This is a genomic window from Sporolactobacillus spathodeae, assembly GCF_016908935.1.
Lineage (GTDB): Bacteria > Bacillota > Bacilli > Bacillales > Sporolactobacillaceae > Sporolactobacillus > Sporolactobacillus spathodeae.
This window is the reverse complement of the sequence record NZ_JAFBEV010000007.1, coordinates 107,471-124,919: the sequence shown is the minus strand read 5'-3', so window position 1 is coordinate 124,919 and position 17,449 is coordinate 107,471. Positions and strand designations below refer to the sequence as shown.

The 17,449-nt window shown below is 46.1% G+C and carries 19 protein-coding genes; 15 read left to right on the top strand and 4 right to left on the bottom strand.

Annotated elements, in window-relative coordinates; genetic code table 11:
- Positions 1 to 216 precede the first annotated feature (216 nt).
- Positions 217 to 744 (top strand): GNAT family N-acetyltransferase, encoded by a 528-nt coding sequence (locus JOC27_RS05635; protein ID WP_205006034.1) that lies wholly within the window; start codon positions 217 to 219, stop codon positions 742 to 744.
- A 275-nt stretch (positions 745 to 1,019) separates the two neighbouring features.
- Positions 1,020 to 1,391: an iron chaperone gene (locus tag JOC27_RS05630; protein ID WP_205006044.1), complete on the top strand. Its 372-nt coding sequence runs from the start codon at positions 1,020 to 1,022 to the stop codon at positions 1,389 to 1,391.
- A gap of 92 nt (positions 1,392 to 1,483) precedes the next feature.
- On the opposite strand, the gene JOC27_RS05625 is transcribed toward JOC27_RS05630, so the two are convergent.
- Positions 1,484 to 2,104 (bottom strand): LysE/ArgO family amino acid transporter, encoded by a 621-nt coding sequence (locus JOC27_RS05625; protein WP_205006033.1) that lies wholly within the window; start codon positions 2,102 to 2,104, stop codon positions 1,484 to 1,486.
- Positions 2,105 to 2,333: 229 nt separating this feature from the next.
- On the opposite strand from JOC27_RS05625, the gene JOC27_RS05620 reads away from it, so the two are divergent.
- Positions 2,334 to 3,089 (top strand): MerR family transcriptional regulator, encoded by a 756-nt coding sequence (locus JOC27_RS05620; protein WP_205006032.1) that lies wholly within the window; start codon positions 2,334 to 2,336, stop codon positions 3,087 to 3,089.
- Positions 3,090 to 3,380: 291 nt separating this feature from the next.
- On the opposite strand, the gene JOC27_RS05615 is transcribed toward JOC27_RS05620, so the two are convergent.
- A complete protein-coding gene (locus JOC27_RS05615; protein WP_205006031.1) occupies positions 3,381 to 3,629 on the bottom strand; it encodes a hypothetical protein in 249 nt (82 codons plus the stop codon).
- A 51-nt stretch (positions 3,630 to 3,680) separates the two neighbouring features.
- Positions 3,681 to 4,784, bottom strand: coding sequence for an MFS transporter (locus JOC27_RS05610; RefSeq protein WP_205006030.1), 1,104 nt, complete (start codon positions 4,782 to 4,784; stop codon positions 3,681 to 3,683).
- Between JOC27_RS05610 and JOC27_RS05605 the strand changes: the two genes are divergently transcribed.
- The 5 genes from JOC27_RS05605 to JOC27_RS05585 all read left to right on the top strand — a co-directional run bounded on the left by JOC27_RS05605 (position 4,783) and on the right by JOC27_RS05585 (position 9,476).
- Complete coding sequence (locus JOC27_RS05605; protein ID WP_205006029.1) at positions 4,783 to 5,463, top strand: ABC transporter C-terminal domain-containing protein; 681 nt, start codon at positions 4,783 to 4,785, stop codon at positions 5,461 to 5,463. The two genes, JOC27_RS05610 and JOC27_RS05605, sit on opposite strands and share 2 nt — an antisense overlap.
- Before the next feature lie 480 nt (positions 5,464 to 5,943).
- Positions 5,944 to 6,471 (top strand): YagU family protein, encoded by a 528-nt coding sequence (locus JOC27_RS05600; protein WP_205006028.1) that lies wholly within the window; start codon positions 5,944 to 5,946, stop codon positions 6,469 to 6,471.
- Between the two features lie 46 nt (positions 6,472 to 6,517).
- Positions 6,518 to 7,858: an MFS transporter gene (locus JOC27_RS05595; protein WP_205006027.1), complete on the top strand. Its 1,341-nt coding sequence runs from the start codon at positions 6,518 to 6,520 to the stop codon at positions 7,856 to 7,858.
- Between the two features lie 419 nt (positions 7,859 to 8,277).
- On the top strand, positions 8,278 to 8,898 hold the full coding sequence (locus JOC27_RS05590; protein ID WP_205006026.1) for a cation efflux transmembrane domain-containing protein: 621 nt from the start codon (positions 8,278 to 8,280) through the stop codon (positions 8,896 to 8,898).
- A 47-nt stretch (positions 8,899 to 8,945) separates the two neighbouring features.
- Entirely contained in the window at positions 8,946 to 9,476 is a 531-nt protein-coding gene (locus tag JOC27_RS05585; protein ID WP_205006025.1) for a GNAT family N-acetyltransferase, read from the top strand.
- Positions 9,477 to 9,817: 341 nt separating this feature from the next.
- On the opposite strand, the gene JOC27_RS05580 is transcribed toward JOC27_RS05585, so the two are convergent.
- A complete protein-coding gene (locus JOC27_RS05580; protein WP_205006024.1) occupies positions 9,818 to 10,843 on the bottom strand; it encodes a zinc-binding alcohol dehydrogenase family protein in 1,026 nt (341 codons plus the stop codon).
- A gap of 126 nt (positions 10,844 to 10,969) precedes the next feature.
- On the opposite strand from JOC27_RS05580, the gene JOC27_RS05575 reads away from it, so the two are divergent.
- The 7 genes from JOC27_RS05575 to JOC27_RS05545 all read left to right on the top strand — a co-directional run bounded on the left by JOC27_RS05575 (position 10,970) and on the right by JOC27_RS05545 (position 17,340).
- The gene (locus tag JOC27_RS05575; RefSeq protein ID WP_275587784.1) at positions 10,970 to 11,356 is read left to right on the top strand and encodes a winged helix-turn-helix transcriptional regulator; all 387 of its coding nucleotides are present in this window, start codon (positions 10,970 to 10,972) and stop codon (positions 11,354 to 11,356) included.
- A gap of 164 nt (positions 11,357 to 11,520) precedes the next feature.
- Complete coding sequence (locus JOC27_RS05570) at positions 11,521 to 12,168, top strand: alanyl-tRNA editing protein (RefSeq protein WP_205006022.1); 648 nt, start codon at positions 11,521 to 11,523, stop codon at positions 12,166 to 12,168.
- Between the two features lie 209 nt (positions 12,169 to 12,377).
- On the top strand, positions 12,378 to 13,064 hold the full coding sequence (locus JOC27_RS05565; RefSeq protein ID WP_205006021.1) for a queuosine precursor transporter: 687 nt from the start codon (positions 12,378 to 12,380) through the stop codon (positions 13,062 to 13,064).
- Positions 13,061 to 13,549 carry a preQ(1) synthase gene (queF, locus tag JOC27_RS05560; RefSeq protein ID WP_205006020.1) on the top strand — a complete coding sequence of 163 codons (489 nt, stop codon included), beginning with the start codon at positions 13,061 to 13,063 and terminating at the stop codon, positions 13,547 to 13,549. Before JOC27_RS05565 ends, queF begins: the two co-directional genes overlap by 4 nt.
- Positions 13,550 to 13,589: 40 nt before the next feature.
- Positions 13,590 to 14,279 (top strand): 7-cyano-7-deazaguanine synthase QueC, encoded by a 690-nt coding sequence (gene queC, locus JOC27_RS05555; RefSeq protein WP_205006019.1) that lies wholly within the window; start codon positions 13,590 to 13,592, stop codon positions 14,277 to 14,279.
- A 276-nt stretch (positions 14,280 to 14,555) separates the two neighbouring features.
- Positions 14,556 to 15,908, top strand: coding sequence for an aspartate kinase (locus tag JOC27_RS05550; RefSeq protein WP_205006018.1), 1,353 nt, complete (start codon positions 14,556 to 14,558; stop codon positions 15,906 to 15,908).
- Between the two features lie 535 nt (positions 15,909 to 16,443).
- Complete coding sequence (locus JOC27_RS05545) at positions 16,444 to 17,340, top strand: G1 family glutamic endopeptidase (RefSeq protein ID WP_205006017.1); 897 nt, start codon at positions 16,444 to 16,446, stop codon at positions 17,338 to 17,340.
- The last annotated feature ends 109 nt before the right edge of the window (positions 17,341 to 17,449 follow it).

Here is a 17,449-nt window from a genome sequence, read left to right as displayed (position 1 = left end):
TCTTGAGTGGTTATTGAGTTTTTTAATTCAAGAAGGCCCAAACTAATTCTGATTATTCACATATTTAAGACTTTAATTTTTATGCAACGCTAGTACCAAAAGACATAAAAGCGTTACCATGAAATATTTCTGTTTTTTTCCATATCGGTCCTCCCCTAGCATTTGGAAAACCTGATCAGCAAATGACACGATTAATAAGTTAAAGGAGATAACGATATGGCCACTCAATTTGTACGTTTAGCGACAACGAACGATATACCTGCAATCATGAAAATTATTAAACAAGCTCAGGGCTTACTTGCCAATGACCAGATTCCGCAATGGCAAAATAACTATCCGAATCGTTCCATTATTGAGGAGGATATTGCAAAAAAATATAGCTATGTCTTGATCGTTGATCGCGCGGTCGCAGGAGTCGCCACCTTGCTTCAAGAAGAAGATCCGAATTATTACAAAATTTATCACGGCTCTTGGGAGAAACCCAATGACACACACTATACGTCCATCCATCGTATAGCGATCGCGCAAGACTATCATGGGCAACATCTCGCTGATTTGTTCTTCAGTCATTTACTCACACTATCCTACCAGCTAGGTTATCAACAAATTCGTATTGATACACATGCGCGTAACAAACGGATGCAGCATATCATTGCCAAGGTGGGCTTCCACTACTCAGGAATCGTCTACATGCAAGGTGACGAACAAGATCAGCGTCAGGCCTATCAATTATTTTTACCGTAATGATTATGAGTCGGTAAGCAATCAGTATGAGCGCAATTGTTAAAAAAGGACTTGGACACGCCAAGTTTTTCTAGAAGGATAAGAATGTATAAGATTTTGCACAAAAAATGGAGCGAAGGCGCGAGACGCTTGCGGGAACAGCGTGCCGGCGAGACCCCGCAGGTTCTAGTCTGTCTGAGGAGGCTCGCGGTGCGCCCGCGGCAAGCGAGCGACCGGAGCGCATTTGCTGCAAATAAGGACTTGGCATAGCCAAGTTTTTCTTAGGAGGGAACATCATCGAAATTTTTGCAGACTATTTAGCGCGTATGGACAATCCGCAACATCGGAATCGAGTGGAAGAAGTTTTGAACTGGGTAACAGAGAAATTTCCGAGTTTAGAGCCAAGGATCGCGTGGAATCAGCCGATGTTTACCGATCACGGCACATTCATTATCGGCTTTAGCGTAGCCAAACACCATTTAGCAATCGGTCCTGAGCGGGCAGGTATTGTACGCTTCTCTGATGAAATTGTGCAGGCGGGCTATGATCACACCAAACAGTTAGTACGTATCCGCTGGGATAGTCCGGTTGATTTCTCGTTACTTGAGAAAATGATTGCGTTTAATATCTCGGAGAAGGCCGATTGTTCTACTTTCTGGCGGAAATAATGGTCCGTTGGTTTGGGTGATTCGACGTGTATGCCTGGTGAAGCGAAAGATGCTGATGTCACTAATAGAATCAAATACAAGAATCATGAGGTTCAAGCAAGTTCCGTAACGAGCTTTACGAGTAAATAAGACGCGACGAGCCAAATTGTTAACGCGGACAATTTATTGATCAGTGGAAGCAATCGATTGATCGCAGAGGCTTGTCCCAAAGACTTGCCGATAAAAGCAAGACTGAAAAACCATAGCCATGAGACGGCGGCACAGGCTAAGGCAAATCCCCATTTTTCATTTCCAGAATAACTCAGTGCATTCGTGCCGATCACGCCAACCGTATCCATGATCGCATGCGGGTTCAGAAGCGACACAGACAGTGCGTAGCTGATTTGTTCCCAGGAAGAGAATGGGTGAAGATCAGCGCTGCGAATAGTAGCTGCATTTCTCCAGATTGACCAACCGATGCGTATAAGAAAAACAATACCGGCAATCAGCAGAAAGTGACGCACGAAAGGGTATTCGAAAAGGATCAAAGAGATCCCTTCCACTGCGAGACCAATCAATAGCGTGTCCGACAAAGCCGCCGTGATCACAGCCGGTAACGTGCGGATGAAGCGCTCGGCTTGTACACCTTGAATAAAAATAAATATATTCTGCGCACCTAATGGAAGAATCAGACTGAATGCAAGCAAAAATCCATGTAGCATCGCAAGCCACATAAAAAACACCCCACGTTGAACGGTTTTGTCTGCTGTTATCTTTCAATACCTTTTGTACTCTTAGTTTAAATGAAATAAGTGATTGAATGTAGCCTCTAATCTAAACTTTTGTTTTCTCGATTGACCTTGACGCTACGTCATCGTTTACGATAAAGATGTAATCTTCTTCTGGCCAGGATGATTATGATTCTCCTAGAGCATTTAGTTTGTTTCTTAAGAAGGGATGTCTATGACGTACAGTATCAATGAACTGGCAGCTTTAGCGGGAATCAGTGCGCGAACACTGCGTTATTATGATCAGATTGGCCTATTGACACCGGGGCGCCAGCAGGATAATGCGTACCGCGTCTATGGGCAAAAAGAAGTCGATCGACTCCAGCAAATTTTGTTTTATCGCGAATTAGGCTTCTCGCTCACCGAAGTGAAGCAGATGATTGAGGCGGACGATTATGATAGCCTCAAGGCGCTACAAGATCATCTGTTGGTGTTGAAAGAAAAGCAAGCGCAGACGGGATTGCTGATTACCAATGTGGAAAAAACGATTGCTTCGCTGAAGGGAGAGCTAACAATGAGCGACGAGGAAAAATTTGAAGGCTTTAAGCAGCAGCTAATTAACGATAATGAAAAACAGTATGGTAAGGAAATTCGTGAAAAATATGGCGATGATGTGGTGGATCAAAGCAACGCGAAGCTTAAAGGCTTAACTGCGAGGCAGTATGAACAAGCGCAGGAACTGTCCAATCAATTAAATGTTTATTTAAAAAAAGCCGTCGAGCAAGGGCAACCCGACAGTGAACTGGCGCAAAAAACATGCGCGCTGCATAAAGAGTGGCTCGGCTACTATTGGCCACAGTATTCAAAAGAAGCCCATCTTGGACTTGCGCAGATGTATGTCGATGACCCGCGCTTTAAAGCTTATTATGAAGCCATCGCTCCCGGCGGTGCTGAGTTTTTGCGCGATGCGTTGAAAATATACTGTAGCTAATGTGATGCATGAATCAGTCCGCGATAAAGTGTATGAAGCAAGTTAGGCACGCAAACCGTCAACATGTGACAAATTGCGTGCCTCTTTAATACGTAAAATGGCGGAGACACTCGAACACCCGGAACACACTCAATAAGAAAGAGGATTTAGCTACGGCAAATTTTTCTTATAAGGCAGAATCTTTTAGAGCGACGAAGAAAAAAACCCAGCACCTCACAAGTCGCCCTGTCAGTCATCTTTATTGTTTAATTTGGCGGAAATGTCTTGCTTTACTCAGTTGTTCGATCAGCTTCATTGGTGGCGTCCTGCGGGCTGCTGCCAAAAATCTACAGCCGATTGACTGTTTGCCTGCGCAGAGAGAATGTCCTGGAGAATTTGCAGCAGCAGGGTTTCAACCTCGTAGTCATCATTGAACAGACCGGTTGTGCGAGTATAGAGAAGCAACTGCTCGTAATAGGTCTTATTCGCATCATTTAGCTTTTCACGCAAGACGTTGCTCTGTTCAATCATTGTTTGAGTTTCATGACTTCTCTTACTCATTTTGCTTCATCTCCTTTTTAATTCGATTAACTGGAAGCATAATAGATAAATCTATTTTGAAAGCATGTGGTTTTCCCTCTGTATCTTTAATTTATGTTTGGTGAATAGTGAAAAAATGATCAACAGTGCGGCTAGCGCGCTGTAAAGCATCCAACAGATGCGGATGCCTGATACATTGGCCAGAGTCATAAAAATACTTTGACCAAGCGGTGCGCCGAGCAGAAGTAGCGTATTGACAGCACCGGCCGTTGCAGCAAGACGCCTCTCATCGGTTCTTTCGATCATGAGTGCGGAAAAACGCGGCCCGATTTTACCGAGTGCATAGGCCAGTACGAACATGGCGGCGAACAGCAGCCACACGGTACCCTGAAAGATGAAATTAAGACTGATAGTAAGCGAGGCGATTAGTGTGATGTTCAGCAATGAGGTTAATTTACAGTTTTTTAACCAGTCGTGGTTCAGCAGTGCACCGAGAATTAGACCGGCTGAAAAGAGCATATTGCATGTCGCAACCGTGTTACCGAAGTTTCCAATCCAGAAAGATGGTGAACCGACAAGGGTGAGGCTAACAAGCGCGTCGCTACTACTGTCTACCGCATTGACAAAGAAAAAGAGAAGGAGCAGTGGGAAGAGTGCTGTTTGATGGTGCAGCTGGCGGATTGAATTCCAGCTTTCATGGAGAAAGGGACGTCGCGTAGGTCGCGCCGATAGTTTGGCTGGCTTCTTTTCCGGCGGGGCAATGAGATGGCGTTGCTGTATGACCAGACATGCTGCTAACAGAAAGGTGACCGCGTTGATCACGGCAAACAGTGCGTAGTGATGGTGCAGCAGAACAATTAATCCGGCGCCGGCTCCTTGGCAGACAAGCTTTATGACTTCAGTGCCGGCTGTAGTCAATGACAGCGCATTTTTCATATCTGATGCAGGGAGTAAGTGCTTCAGTAGCGGCAAAACAATGCCGTTGCTGTATTGCCCAAGTAAGTCGCAGATAAAGTTAATGAGTAAGAGAGTGAAGAAGATAATCAAACTTGATGACTTTCCAATGAGGCAGGCGATAAGCAGGAAGAGCCCAGCTTGCACTAGTCGTGTGGAAACCATCGCATGTATTTTTCGTTGCGCGCGATCAGCCCAATAGCCGCTCAGCATCTGCAACATGGTCGGCAATGCCTTTTATCGTGGCGATCGTCGGACACTGCAAAAATTAAAGAGTGAAATCGATCAAATCGAGTTACCTAATGGTGAAATAGAGAAACTTGAGCTGCAGATGAAATTTATCACTGCTGCTTTGGATGACGATTACGAGGCGATAAACGAAGTGGATAAGGCTGAGCTGAAACGATGGCTTTTTCTTCTGGAACATTGGTCCAATGGCTCGTTAGCACTGCTTGCGAACTGCATGTCGCTCTATACAATAGCTGACATCCGTCCTCTCGTTCAGTCGGTTTTCCGCCAAGCCGGGCGGCGAAGGACAGCCGATCGTGACCGTGACACTATAATTATGGCAATTGCGCTTAACTTTGCTGAAAAGTGTATTCAGAATAACAATGATGAAGCTTGTGCCGCGGCGCTTGCAATTGTTGCTAGTTACCCTCCTGTACCACAGACTACTTTTTATAAGCTCGTTGCTGCGTATTATCAAGCATTGCTTGACTTTCGCCAATCTCCGACAGACGAAAAGCTAGGCACGATTCAGACGATAACTGTAGCATTGAATGCCGGTGGCCTTGCCTTTTTTGCTGATAATCTGAACAATTTTTTTGATACGTATAGCAAGAACAACCGAGATTCGAGTAAGAGTCTATCGGATGAAAACAAGACCACCCTGGTGCGTTAATATTAGTCCAGAGTCTGCATCTGGTAGAATCAACGGCTATTTCAAGAATTATTTGCCTGACATTTTTTTTGTTAATGGCTCGGCAAGCGAGCGATCGAAACGTAATTATTGCAAACAAGGATTGGGCGGTTTTGCCCGGTTTTTCTTATAAGTAAAGAATGTACAAAACTTTTGTGCAAAAAATGCAGCGAAGGCGCGAGACGCCTGCGGGAAAAGCGAGCCAAGTGAGACCCCGCAGATTTCAGCTTGTTTGAGGAGGCTCACGGATCGCCCGCGGCAAGCGAGCAGCCGAAGCGCATTGTTACAAAAGGACTTGGCAAAGCCAAGTTTTTCTGAATTCGTTGATTTTATAAATGAATAGAAAAATAACGTGCCATCTCTCAAATGGAAGACTTATTAGACGACTGAACGAAAAAAAATGATTATACTAATCAATACGGATACGAACAATAAACAAGAAAGCTGGAAGGAGTAAGGGACATGCCCTTTTTCAAAAATAAAGACAAGCATTCACCGAATATAAAAGCCGCTGTAAAGGCTGGGATTGTCGCCGGAGTTGTTTCGGGATTGGTCAAGCTTGGTTGGGAAAATATTCTGCCGCCACGGACGCCGGAACGCGATGCGACCAATCCACCGCAAAAATTATTGCAGCAGCTTGGAATGCCCGAATCGGCAACACATGCAACGTACCGTTATTCCGAACATGACTTGCCTTGGGTGAGTTATTTGGTTCATTTTGGTTTTTCCACGTCTTTCGCAGTGCTCTACGAGGTCCTTGCGCAGTACGAACCGAAAATCAAAGCAGGAGACGGGGCTGCCTTTGGGCTGGCGGTCTGGGCGGCCTTCCATTTAGGAATGATGCCAGCGATGAAAACCATACCGGACGCAAAAGATCAGCCTGCTGAAGAGCATCTTTCCGAAGCACTCGGACACATCGCTTGGATGCAAACTAATGATCTGATCGGCGACGAAGTGTACCGCCGACTGACGCACGGGAAAAAAGAATGACGCGGAGCGCCTTGCACTTTCCTAGTCATTAGAAAGGAAGGTTTCTATGGAAGCGAAATGGCAGACGAATTGGACGGAACGGATTAGCTACGGCCTGAGCGATGCTGCAGATAATCTCGTTTTTCAAATGCTGACGACGTACCTGCTGTTCTTTTATACGGATGTTTATGGCCTTGGTCCTGCTGAAGTGGCGATTCTTTTTATTGTCGCCCGAGTCCTTGATGTTGTTGAGAGCTTTATCATTGGGCTAATGATTGATCGCACGCATTCGCGCTGGGGCAAAAGCCGTCCGTTTTTTCTTTGGTATGCCCTGCCTTATGTGATTTTTGCCGTTCTGACTTTTGTCACGCCGGACTTTTCACATACGGGGAAACTGGTATGGGCTTATGTGACCTACTTGGGTCTTGGTTTTCTCTATACGGCTGTGAACTTGCCGATTACATCGATTTTGCCAACACTGTCGGAAAACGAGCAGGAATTGACTGTGCTCGGTGTCATTCGCCAATTTTTCGGTAGTTCCGTGCAAATTATTGTGGCAGTTTTCACATTGCCGCTTGTCGCGTTTTTTGGCCATGGGAATCAGCAACAGGGATTTCTATTGACGATCGGCTTATTTGGCTGCATTTCACTAGTGCTCATCATCAACACCTTTTTTCATGTGCGTGAGCGGTTCAGTAATCCTGAGATCGCCCATCAGCCGATAAAAAAAGTGATTAGCATGCTTGTTCGGAACCAGCCATGGCTGATCATCTCTGTCGTCATTTTTCTCTACTGGTTGACGACAGCGATTAAAAATCAAACGACGATTTACTACTTCAAATATACGCTTGAACGCGAAGATCTTGTGCCAATAGCGAACAGTTTTACGTTAGCAGCCCTGATCGGGGTACTTTTGATTGTTCAGGTGTCAAGAAGACTCGGAAAGAAGAGGACAATGCTGCTTGGCATCGCTATTGCCTTTATCGGTCAGGCGATTCTGACGTTTGGTGTGTACACGCATGTTCTGGCAACATTGTTTACTGGAATCTTTATTAATTCTGTCGGACACGGTCTTATTATCGGCCTCGTCTCAATCATGATTGCCGACACGATCCGTTACGGCAGCGCCATGGGCATTCAGGCTGAAGGCATTCTCGCGTCGACCGATGATTTCGGTGTGAATATGGGGCTCGGTGTTGGCGGGATGGTGACGGCTTGGCTGTTCCATTTGTCCGGTTATGTTTCCAATCACGCACAAAACAACGCCACATTGTCGATGATCAAGGTGAACTACGCCTGGATTCCGCTCGGTTTGTACGTGCTTATGTTCGGCGTATTAATGATTTATGATGAACATCGGCTTAGAAGCACAGTGGCCAGTGGTACGTCCAGTCCGGTTATCAACTAAAGCATACAAGTTAGACTGAGGATGTCTCAAAAACTGAGACATCCCTTTTTACATAAGAACAACCGAAAAGAAAGAATAAAATTTTGTGCGAAAAATGAAGCGAAGGCGCGAGACGCCTGCGGGAAGAGCGAGCCAAGTGAGACCCCGCAGATTCTAGCCTGTCTGAGGAGGCTCACGGATCGCCCGCGGCAAGCGAGCAGCCGAAGCGAATTTGTTGAAGAAAAGGCTTGGCAAGGCCAAGTTTTTCTCATACGTTAAGAATGGTTAATGTAAAGAAAAAACTAAGACTCAGCCGCCGTCCAAGGATTTGGCTTCGTCAATTTTTTCTAATAATTGCTCATGTGCTATAGTCGAGGAAGAACAGAATTGTGGTCTTGACGGACAAGTTGACTACAAGCAGATTAGATAGCGGAGGAAAAATGAATCGTTCAAAGCTGATTAAAACAGGAATACGACTCGAAGTATTATCGGTGCTCTGGATGGCTGTTGAATGGATTGTGGCTGTTTATTCAGGGCTTGCGGCCCACTCTTTACTTTTGATCAGTTTTGGCTTGGACAGTCTGATTGAAATGGGATCGGGCAGTGTATTAATCTGGCGTCTTCGGGTGGAGGCGCGAGGAAGCGATGCCTCCAAGGTCGACGAAGCCGAACGGCTTTCATCACGCCTTGTCGGCTGGGCACTGATTCTGCTTGCCTTTTATACGGTTGTTGCGTCACTTGCTCATTTGTTGGCGCGTCATACTGCTGAAACCAGTTTTTCTGGACTTGCTTTAGCGATAGGCTCCGCTCTTTTCATGCCATGGTTGATGGTGCGGAAAAAGCAGATTGCCCGAGCCATCGGCAGTGCCGCATTGGCGGAGGACGCAATGTGCAATCTCGTTTGCGCCTACATGGCTTTAACTGTAATTCTCGGCACGGGACTGACCGCAGCATTCAAATGGTGGTGGGCGGATTCTTTGTTTGCGCTTGTTCTCGTTTATTTTATCTTCAATGAAGGATGGGAAGCTTTGCATCCCGAGGAAGAAGAAAGCAATGATTAGCGAGAGATTCAGAAAGGGCTGACAAGGTTGCGGCAAGGAGGCCTAGAATGACGGATACAATTAAAATAGAAACAAGCAGACTATTCATTAAACCCTTAACAACGAATGAAATGAAACAAATCAACAATAATGAAAAGTCACGAAATGTGATGGCGATCGATCCGGATGCCATCTCTGATTCGGTGCAGATCGCCATCGCTAAAAAGCTTACCAAAATGTCACACGCTGATAAAGAATGGCAGCCTTGGTACACTTATTGGTTGATTATTGATAAGGCGAGTGGAACAGGTATTGGCTTTATCGGTTTCAAAGGCTTCCCTGGCATAAACGGATGCACAGAAATCGGCTACAGCCTATCGCCGAAATTCCGCAGCAGAGGATTGATGACGGAATCTTTAGCCGCTATGGTCGAGTGGGCGCGTACGTGTCCGAGGTGCCGCGGGATTACAGCTAAAATAGTAAAAGGGAACGACGCCTCGATCAAAGTTGTGGTTAATTGCGCTTTTCAATTGGTCCGCAGAGAACCAGATCAGTACTTGTTTCTGTACCGGTTTCATGACGGCATCCGCGAAGAATAGGCAGCTTCCTCTGATTGATTAATTGAGTTAAAGATATTAAAAAAGAAGCAGCTATGGAAGTCTGCTTCTTTTTTAAATGATAAGCATGTATAAGATTTTGCACAAAAAATAGAGCGAAGGCGCTCTGGCGCCTTGCGGGAAAAGCGAGCCAAGTGAGACCCCGCAGATTCTAGCCTGTCTGAGGAGGCTCACGGATCGCCCGCGGCAAGCGAGCAGCCGGAGCGCAATTTTTGGAAAAAAAGACTTGGCTAGGCCAAGTTTATCTCAATAGCTATGTTTAAATTTAATGTTGTTTTTCTGACCCAAGAGTAATGTGTGAGACGCCTTGTGGGAACAGCGTCTCAGGCGAGAATAACGAGCTTACCGATCGATTGATTGGCCTCAATCTGTTGGTGGGCAAGGCGAATATTTGCAGCGTTGATGCCCTGCCACTGTTCATGCATCGTCGACTGAATCATGCCTTGCTCCATTAACTGTGCTGCGGTTTCTAGCAATTGATGCTGTTTGATGCGATCCGGCGTTTGATAGACGGGACGAGTAAACATGAATTCCCATGAGAAAGAGGCGCTCTTGCTTTTCAGTAAACCGAGTTCAAGCGGCTGTTCATTTTCCACGATCGAAGCAATCCGTCCCTGTGGCTTGATGGCCTCGGCCATATTTTTCCAATGGCGGTCAGTAGAATGGAGACAGAGAATGTAATCGACGCCCTCCGCAAACCCGATGGCCTGTAGCTGCGGCAGAAATTCCTGCCGATGACTGATGACAAAATCGGCGCCATGCTTTTTCGTCCAGGCTTCGGTTTGCGGGCGTGAAGCTGTGCCGATCACGGTCAGACCGAAATAGCTGGCGAGCTGTGTTGCGACCGAGCCGACACCGCCGGCCGCATTGATAATCAAAATCGATTTTCCTTTGCTTGCACCGCGTTCGGCGGGTATGCCAAGACGATCCACTAATGCTTCCCAAGCGGTGATTGTTGTCAGCGGCATTGCGGCGGCTTCCGCAAAACTCAGATTCTGAGGCATCGGACCGACGATGGCATCCTCCACTAATTGATAGGCTGCATAACTGCCTGAGCGGTTAATGGCGCCTGCATAATAGACTTTATCGCCTGGTTTGAAGAGCGTCACTGCTTCACCAACAGCTTCGACGATACCAGCCGCATCATAGCCTAATATTTTCGGCGTTGGTTCAACCTGATCCTTTGGTGCGCGTACCTTCGTATCGACTGGATTAATCGAAATCGCTTGAACACGCACAAGCAAGTCATGGCCTTTTGGCTCTGGCTTGGGCACAGATACATCGACAAAGCATTCCGGATCACTTGCCGGCAAGTATTTATACAGACCAACGGCTTTCATTTCTGTCATGAGACATCCCTCCAAGATTTACGCGCTCAATAATTTAACTATAATACATTGGTAGCAAAAATATAAGTACAAACAAATATGTGGTATAGTATACAAAAAGATACTGTGATATTGGAGCTGCTTGAATTGAAAAATTATCAAAAAAACTATGCGAGTTATTTAGACTTTCTGAATAGGGCCTGTCCTGTCGAAGTCACCTTGTCGGTCATCGGCGGGAAATGGAAGGGTGTCGTTCTTTATCACTTGCAAAATAAGCCATTGCGGTTCAATGAACTCAGGCGACTGATTCCGGACGTGACCCAGCGGATGTTGACGTTGCAACTGCGCGAGTTGGAAGAAGACGGAGTGATCCATCGAGAAGTCTATCCTGTCGTCCCACCGAAAGTTGAATATTCGCTGACGCCGTTTGGGGCAACACTGTCTCCGATCATTTTAGCCATGCGGCAATGGGGCAAAGTGCATCAGGAGGACATTCGCGAACTAAAGAAAGAGCAACTCGCGCACAATGACTAATTTCATCCTCTTGTAGCGGCCGTTTAGTGAAAAATATGGGATTTTCGTGCAAAAATGTTTAGTGATAGTTAGAATTGATAGAATATTATTAATAATTATAGAATAATGCTTGTTAATTGATTATACTAGTTGCAAGACCGAGTCATATGTGGAGGTTGAAAGGCATGGCCGTTCAAAAGATTTTTTGGCGGGATCCTTATTTGCAAGAAATAAACGCAGTTATCACCAGTGTTTCTGGGCGCTTCGTGACGCTCGATCAGACGATTGCCTATGCGTTTAACGGCGGACAAGAATCGGATGCCGGAACGATAGGTGACTATCCGATCCTTTCCGCCACTAAAGATGGAAAAGAAATTGTCTATGAACTGACTGAGAGTCAGCAACTGCAAGTTGGCGACACGGTCATCGTCACTATCGACTGGCCCAAACGCTATCGTTTAATGCGCCTTCATTTTGCGGCGGAACTTGTGCTCGAAAATGTCTATCAATTTTTTGGACATCCAGAGAAAATCGGCGCCAATATTAATGAAGATAAGGCAAGAATCGATTTTTATTGGGAAGGGAGCATCGCCCAAATTTTCCCTGAATTGAGCAATCGGGTCAATCAAATGATCGCAGACGATAGGCCGATTATCAGCGCATTCAGCGATGAAGTGAATCAAAGAAGATATTGGAAAATCGATGGCTTTGCTGAAGTGCCGTGCGGCGGGACGCACATTCGACGCACAGGGGAAATCGGACCGATTCATTTAAAAAGAAGAAACCTTGGCAAAGGAAAAGAGCGAATTGAGATCTACTTGCAAGCAGACTGATTCCTGGATGGGCTTCGTCTGATCACAAAGCAAGAGATCGAGGATTTTCTTTTTTATCTGATTTCCACGGGGGATTACCTGTTACAATTTTCTATTGGTATTGCACTTGCCGGCTTTCTGAAAAGCCGTTATACTCAGTAGTTGCAGGCTTGGCAGAGTTCGAGACCCTCCTCTGCCCTACCAAAAAAACTACGGGAGTGTTAAAACCTATGAATTCTTCGCAACACGGAACAGCTGTATCCTTTAAGCTACTCATCCTTGCTATGGTCTTTTCGACCTGCTTGATCGCAGCGAATCTTGTCGCTTCGAAACTTTTCTCCGTCGGCGGCTTCTTCATGACCTCTGGCATTATCATCTATCCACTCACTTTTCTTGTCTTGGACAGTATCACAGAATGTTGGGGCAAGCCGGTTGCCCAACGAATCGTCTGGATCGGTCTCTTTGCCAATGTGCTCTTTATCCTCCTGTTACAGGCAGCGATACATTTGCCAGCAGCGCCGTTTTGGAAAAATGAACCAGCATTTGCAACAATACTCGGCGCCATGCCGCGTACGGTGCTGGCCTCTTTGTGTGGCTACAGCCTTTCGCAAACACTGGATATTGCTCTTTTCACTGGCTTGAAGCGGCGGACGCATGGGAAAATGCTCTGGCTGCGTAGTTTGCTAAGCACGGCGATTAGCCAATTGGCCGATTCGACGGTCTTTATGTTTGTTGGTTTCGCCGGTATCTTACCCATACCAGCAATTTTAGCAACGATTGGGACAGAATATGTCCTGAAATTTTCCTATGCTGTTATCGGCGTGCCGTTTATCTACCTTATCGTGCACTGGATCCGCGGCAGAAAAACAGGCGTGCTGCAAGGAGAAAGTCAATTGGAAGGAGAGAACGCGGGATGACGGATCGTCAAAAGGATCATTTACAGTCGCTTGGCAATAACAAGGCTGCTTCTATTTTCGACTATGATCCGAGTTTACTCGAGACGTTTGAGAATGCACATCCAGATCGCGATTATTTTGTGAAATTCAATTACCCTGAATTTACAAGCCTTTGCCCCATTACCCATCAACCGGATTATGCATCGCTTTATATCAGCTATGTACCTGCCCAACGGATGGTCGAGAGCAAATCGCTCAAACTCTATTTTTTCAGTTTTCGTAACCACGGTGATTTTCATGAGGATTGCATCAATAAAATCGCCGATGATCTAATCCAGTTAATGGATCCAAAATATCTTGAGGTTTGGGGAAAATTCCTGCCTCGCGGCGGCATCAGCATCGATCCGTATGTGAATTATGGAAAGCCGGGCACACGTTGGGAACAGGTTGCTTTTGAACGGCTCAGCCATCATGATTTGTATCCGGAGAAAATAGACAATCGCTGATTGATAAGTAGGAGCACCTGAAAAAGGAGATGCAGGAACGTTGGGCAGAAAAGCAGTCGTGGTATTAAGCGGTGGGTTGGACAGTGCAACCTGTATGGGCATTGCTCGTTACCAGGGTTATGAACTATACCCGATCACTTTTGATTACGGGCAACGGCATGCTCGTGAAGTGGAGCAGGCGCGCAAAATCGCCGCCTTCTTTGACGCGGTGGAACACCGGATTGTCTCGCTTGACTTCTTTCAACAGATTGGCGGAAGCGCATTGACCGATCGAGCAATTGATGTGCCGCAAAATGAAGAGAATCCGGGCATCCCAGTGACTTATGTACCCGCACGTAATTTAATTTTTCTCTCCTTAGCTACGGCTTTCGCTGAAACAATCGGTGCCTCGGTGATCTTTACTGGCGTTTCAGCAGTGGATTATAGTGGTTATCCCGACTGTCGCCCCGAATTCATCCGTAGCATGACGGAGACAATCAATCGGGCAACGCGTGCGGGTGTCAGCGATCATCGTCTGACTATTGAAACGCCATTGATGCAACTAAGCAAAGCGGAAACAATTCAATTGGGCACTCAATTAAAGGTACCCTATGAATTGACGACGTCCTGCTATAACGGCGATGAGCAAGCATGTGGAACCTGTGATAGTTGCCGACTTCGTATTAAAGGTTTTAAGGAAGCTGGCAGAAAAGATCCGATTCACTATGCGATTCCCATTGAATGGAACTGATAAAAGGCTTTTTGGTAATAGTAGATTTAATCGGCCATCCGTAGGCTGGAGATTGATAACCCCAATAATAAAATGAGATAACGCGCTTCTGTCCACTTAGTGACAGGAGCGCTTTTCATAAACGGGGCATCATTCACCAGAAAAGTGAGAAGAGCGGGCGTTACAAATCTTTGAAATTTAAAGAAAAAAACCGTCAAAATTGCAAAATAGTTTTGATTATTGGTATGAAATGAGTGATACTAGTGATACATTCGCAAAAAAGTAGGGGTTGTGGGGATGAAAGTTGTTAAGTTCGGCGGAAGCTCGCTCGCTTCCGGCACGCAGGTTGAGAAAGTCTGCCATATTGTTGCTTCTGATTCAGAACGAAGAATCGTCATTGTATCGGCTCCCGGTAAGCGGTTTGCCGATGATTTGAAAGTTACAGATATGCTGATCAGCTGCGCCGAGCGCGCGCTGCATGGAGAAGACACAAGTAAGCTTGTGGACGCGATCATTGAGCGTTATCAACGTATTGCTGAGGAACTCAAGCTTTCCTATACAATTATCGCTCGAATTACGGATGATCTAAATACGCTACTTAAGGGCGATCAATCGAATCCGGTGGCTTTCACGGAAGCGCTCAAGGCGAGCGGCGAGGACAATAACGCGAAACTGATCGCAGCGGTCTTTCAACATAAAGGCATGGAGGCGAGTTATGTATCACCGCAAGAGGCGGGCTTGCTTGTCAGCAGCGATCCGGGCAATGCCCAAGCGCTTCCTGAGGCCTATGAACAGCTAAGCAATCTGAAAAATCATGCGGGCATCATCGTTTTTCCTGGCTTTTTCGGTATCAATAAAGCGGGCGAAGTGGTTACATTCTCGCGCAGTGGTTCCGATATCACCGGTTCAATCCTTGCGAATGCGGTCAAAGCCGATCTTTATGAGAACTTTACCGACGTCGATGCCGTTTACACGGTCAATCCGCATATTGTCAAGAATCCAAAAGAAATACGTGAGCTGACTTATCGGGAAATGCGCGAATTGTCTTATGGCGGCTTCTCTGTTTTTCATGATGAAGCGTTGATTCCAGCCTTTCGAGCAGGAATACCGGTCAACGTCAAGAATACCAACAATCCAGAGGCCCCAGGAACGCGAATTGTCAGCGCGCGCAAGAACACGAATGGACCGCTTGTTGGGATTGCCAGCGACGATGGTTTTTGCAGTATTTATGTCGGCAAATACTTGATGAATCGGGAAGTCGGGTTTGGTAGGAAAATCTTATTGATATTGGAAGACTACGGCTTGTCTTTTGAACATGTGCCATCAGGTATTGATGACCTTACCGTCATTGTTCGCCAGGATCAAATGAATGACGAAATTGAAGCCACGATTGTCCGGCGGATTAAAGAAGAACTGCATGCAGATGAAATTCATGTGGAGCATGATCAGGCGCTGATCATGCTTGTTGGCGAAGGGATGCGTCAAGAAGTCGGGACCGCGGCTAGAGCTTCAACAGCTCTTGCAAAGGCTGGTATTAATATCGAAATGATCAATCAAGGCTCCTCGGAGACGAGCATGATGTTTGGTGTCCGGGAAAATGTCGAGGAAAAAGCCGTACAGGCGTTATATGAAGAATTTTTTGCACAATAAGCTGCGTTTCAAAGATTTATAAAATTCAAGGCAAATGAAAAGCTCCCGAACGAAGCTTTTTTTTTTTAAGAAAGCCTATGATTTTTGTCGAAGAATGCAGCGCAGGTGCTCTGGCGCCTTGCGGAAAAAGCGAGCCAAGTGAGACCCTGCAGATTCCAGCCTGTTTGAGGAGACGCGCGGCGCCCGCGGCAAGCGAGCAGCCCAAGCGCAATTGTTAAAAAAGGGACTTGGCTTAGCCAAGTTTTACTTAGATCTTTATCTAACAAGAATCTCAAATTCTATCTTTTTTTAGATAAGGCAGCTAATGTAATAGTGAAAAAATTTTCATACGTTCAGAATAACTATGATTGTGTGCTAAAATGTGGCCAAGATCCAGAATCTCTGCGGCAAGCGAGCGACCGGAATGCATTTGATGTAAATAAGAAATGGGTCGTTTTTCGCGTAACGAGTCTTTAGGATTGATAATAACTGATCGATAATAATCAGGAGGGAACGATGGTAATTTGTTAAGTCATCCCAGAAAGAAGGATTGAAAATGGTCAAAAGAGGATATCCGCTTTTACTGGTCATTACTGCGCTAGTGATTGCTCCATTTTTTCCGAGCGGCAGTTCGCCTGTTCAAGCAAAAACAGCTCATAAGGTTGTATACAGATATACCGTACGGCGAAATATACGCGCGGTTTCCAATCGGATTCAATTGCCAGCCGGAACCGAAAAGTCAACCAATTGGGCCGGATATACCGTTACGGCAGCTGATCATTCATCACCTTACCATCTCGTGTCGGGCAGCTGGACGGTTCCGATCGCTTACGGGACTTCTGGGGCGCTTGGCGCTCAGTGGATAGGTTTAGGCGGTTACAGTTCATCGGATTTGCTGCAACTTGGCACGATTGAAGAGATGTCCGGTAAACAAGAGGTAGTTGCACTTTTTTGGGAAAAACTACCGGCTACTGCCCAGAATATTGGTACTGTTCCAGTCGGTTCGCGGATAAGTACAAGTATTTCGCAGAATAACGAGGGTACATGGGCGCTGCATTTTTCTATTACAACACCAAAGCGGCAGAGAATCACGAAAACGGTGACTGTAAGTGTTGATACAGCGTATGTGCAGGGTATGGGTACTTCTGCTGAATGGATTAGCGAAGATCCGTCAGACGGAAGTGGCAATTTGTATCCGTTGGCGAATACAGGGACGGTTCAGTACACGAATGTATCGGCCAATAGTACTTCTGTGACTGCTGCAGCGAACAGAATTCATCCACTGGCGGTTGCTAGCTCGGCAAGCCGTCTGCTGCTTGTCCCGTCTAATCTTTCGAACGGCGGCACAGCCTTTAATACAAAAAATGCGATGCAGCAGTCGATGACGTTTATGCGTGGACTCCCGCGGCATCGGTTCCGCATCAGCCATCATTCTTTTCGAGTGAGAAGGTAAGAGCGGTTTTAATCGCCTATCCAGTGAACGGATAGGCGATTGTTGCGTCAATTTTGGCTTTTTTATTTCAGAATGGACTAAAACAGGATTCACTTGTGGAAACACGCGG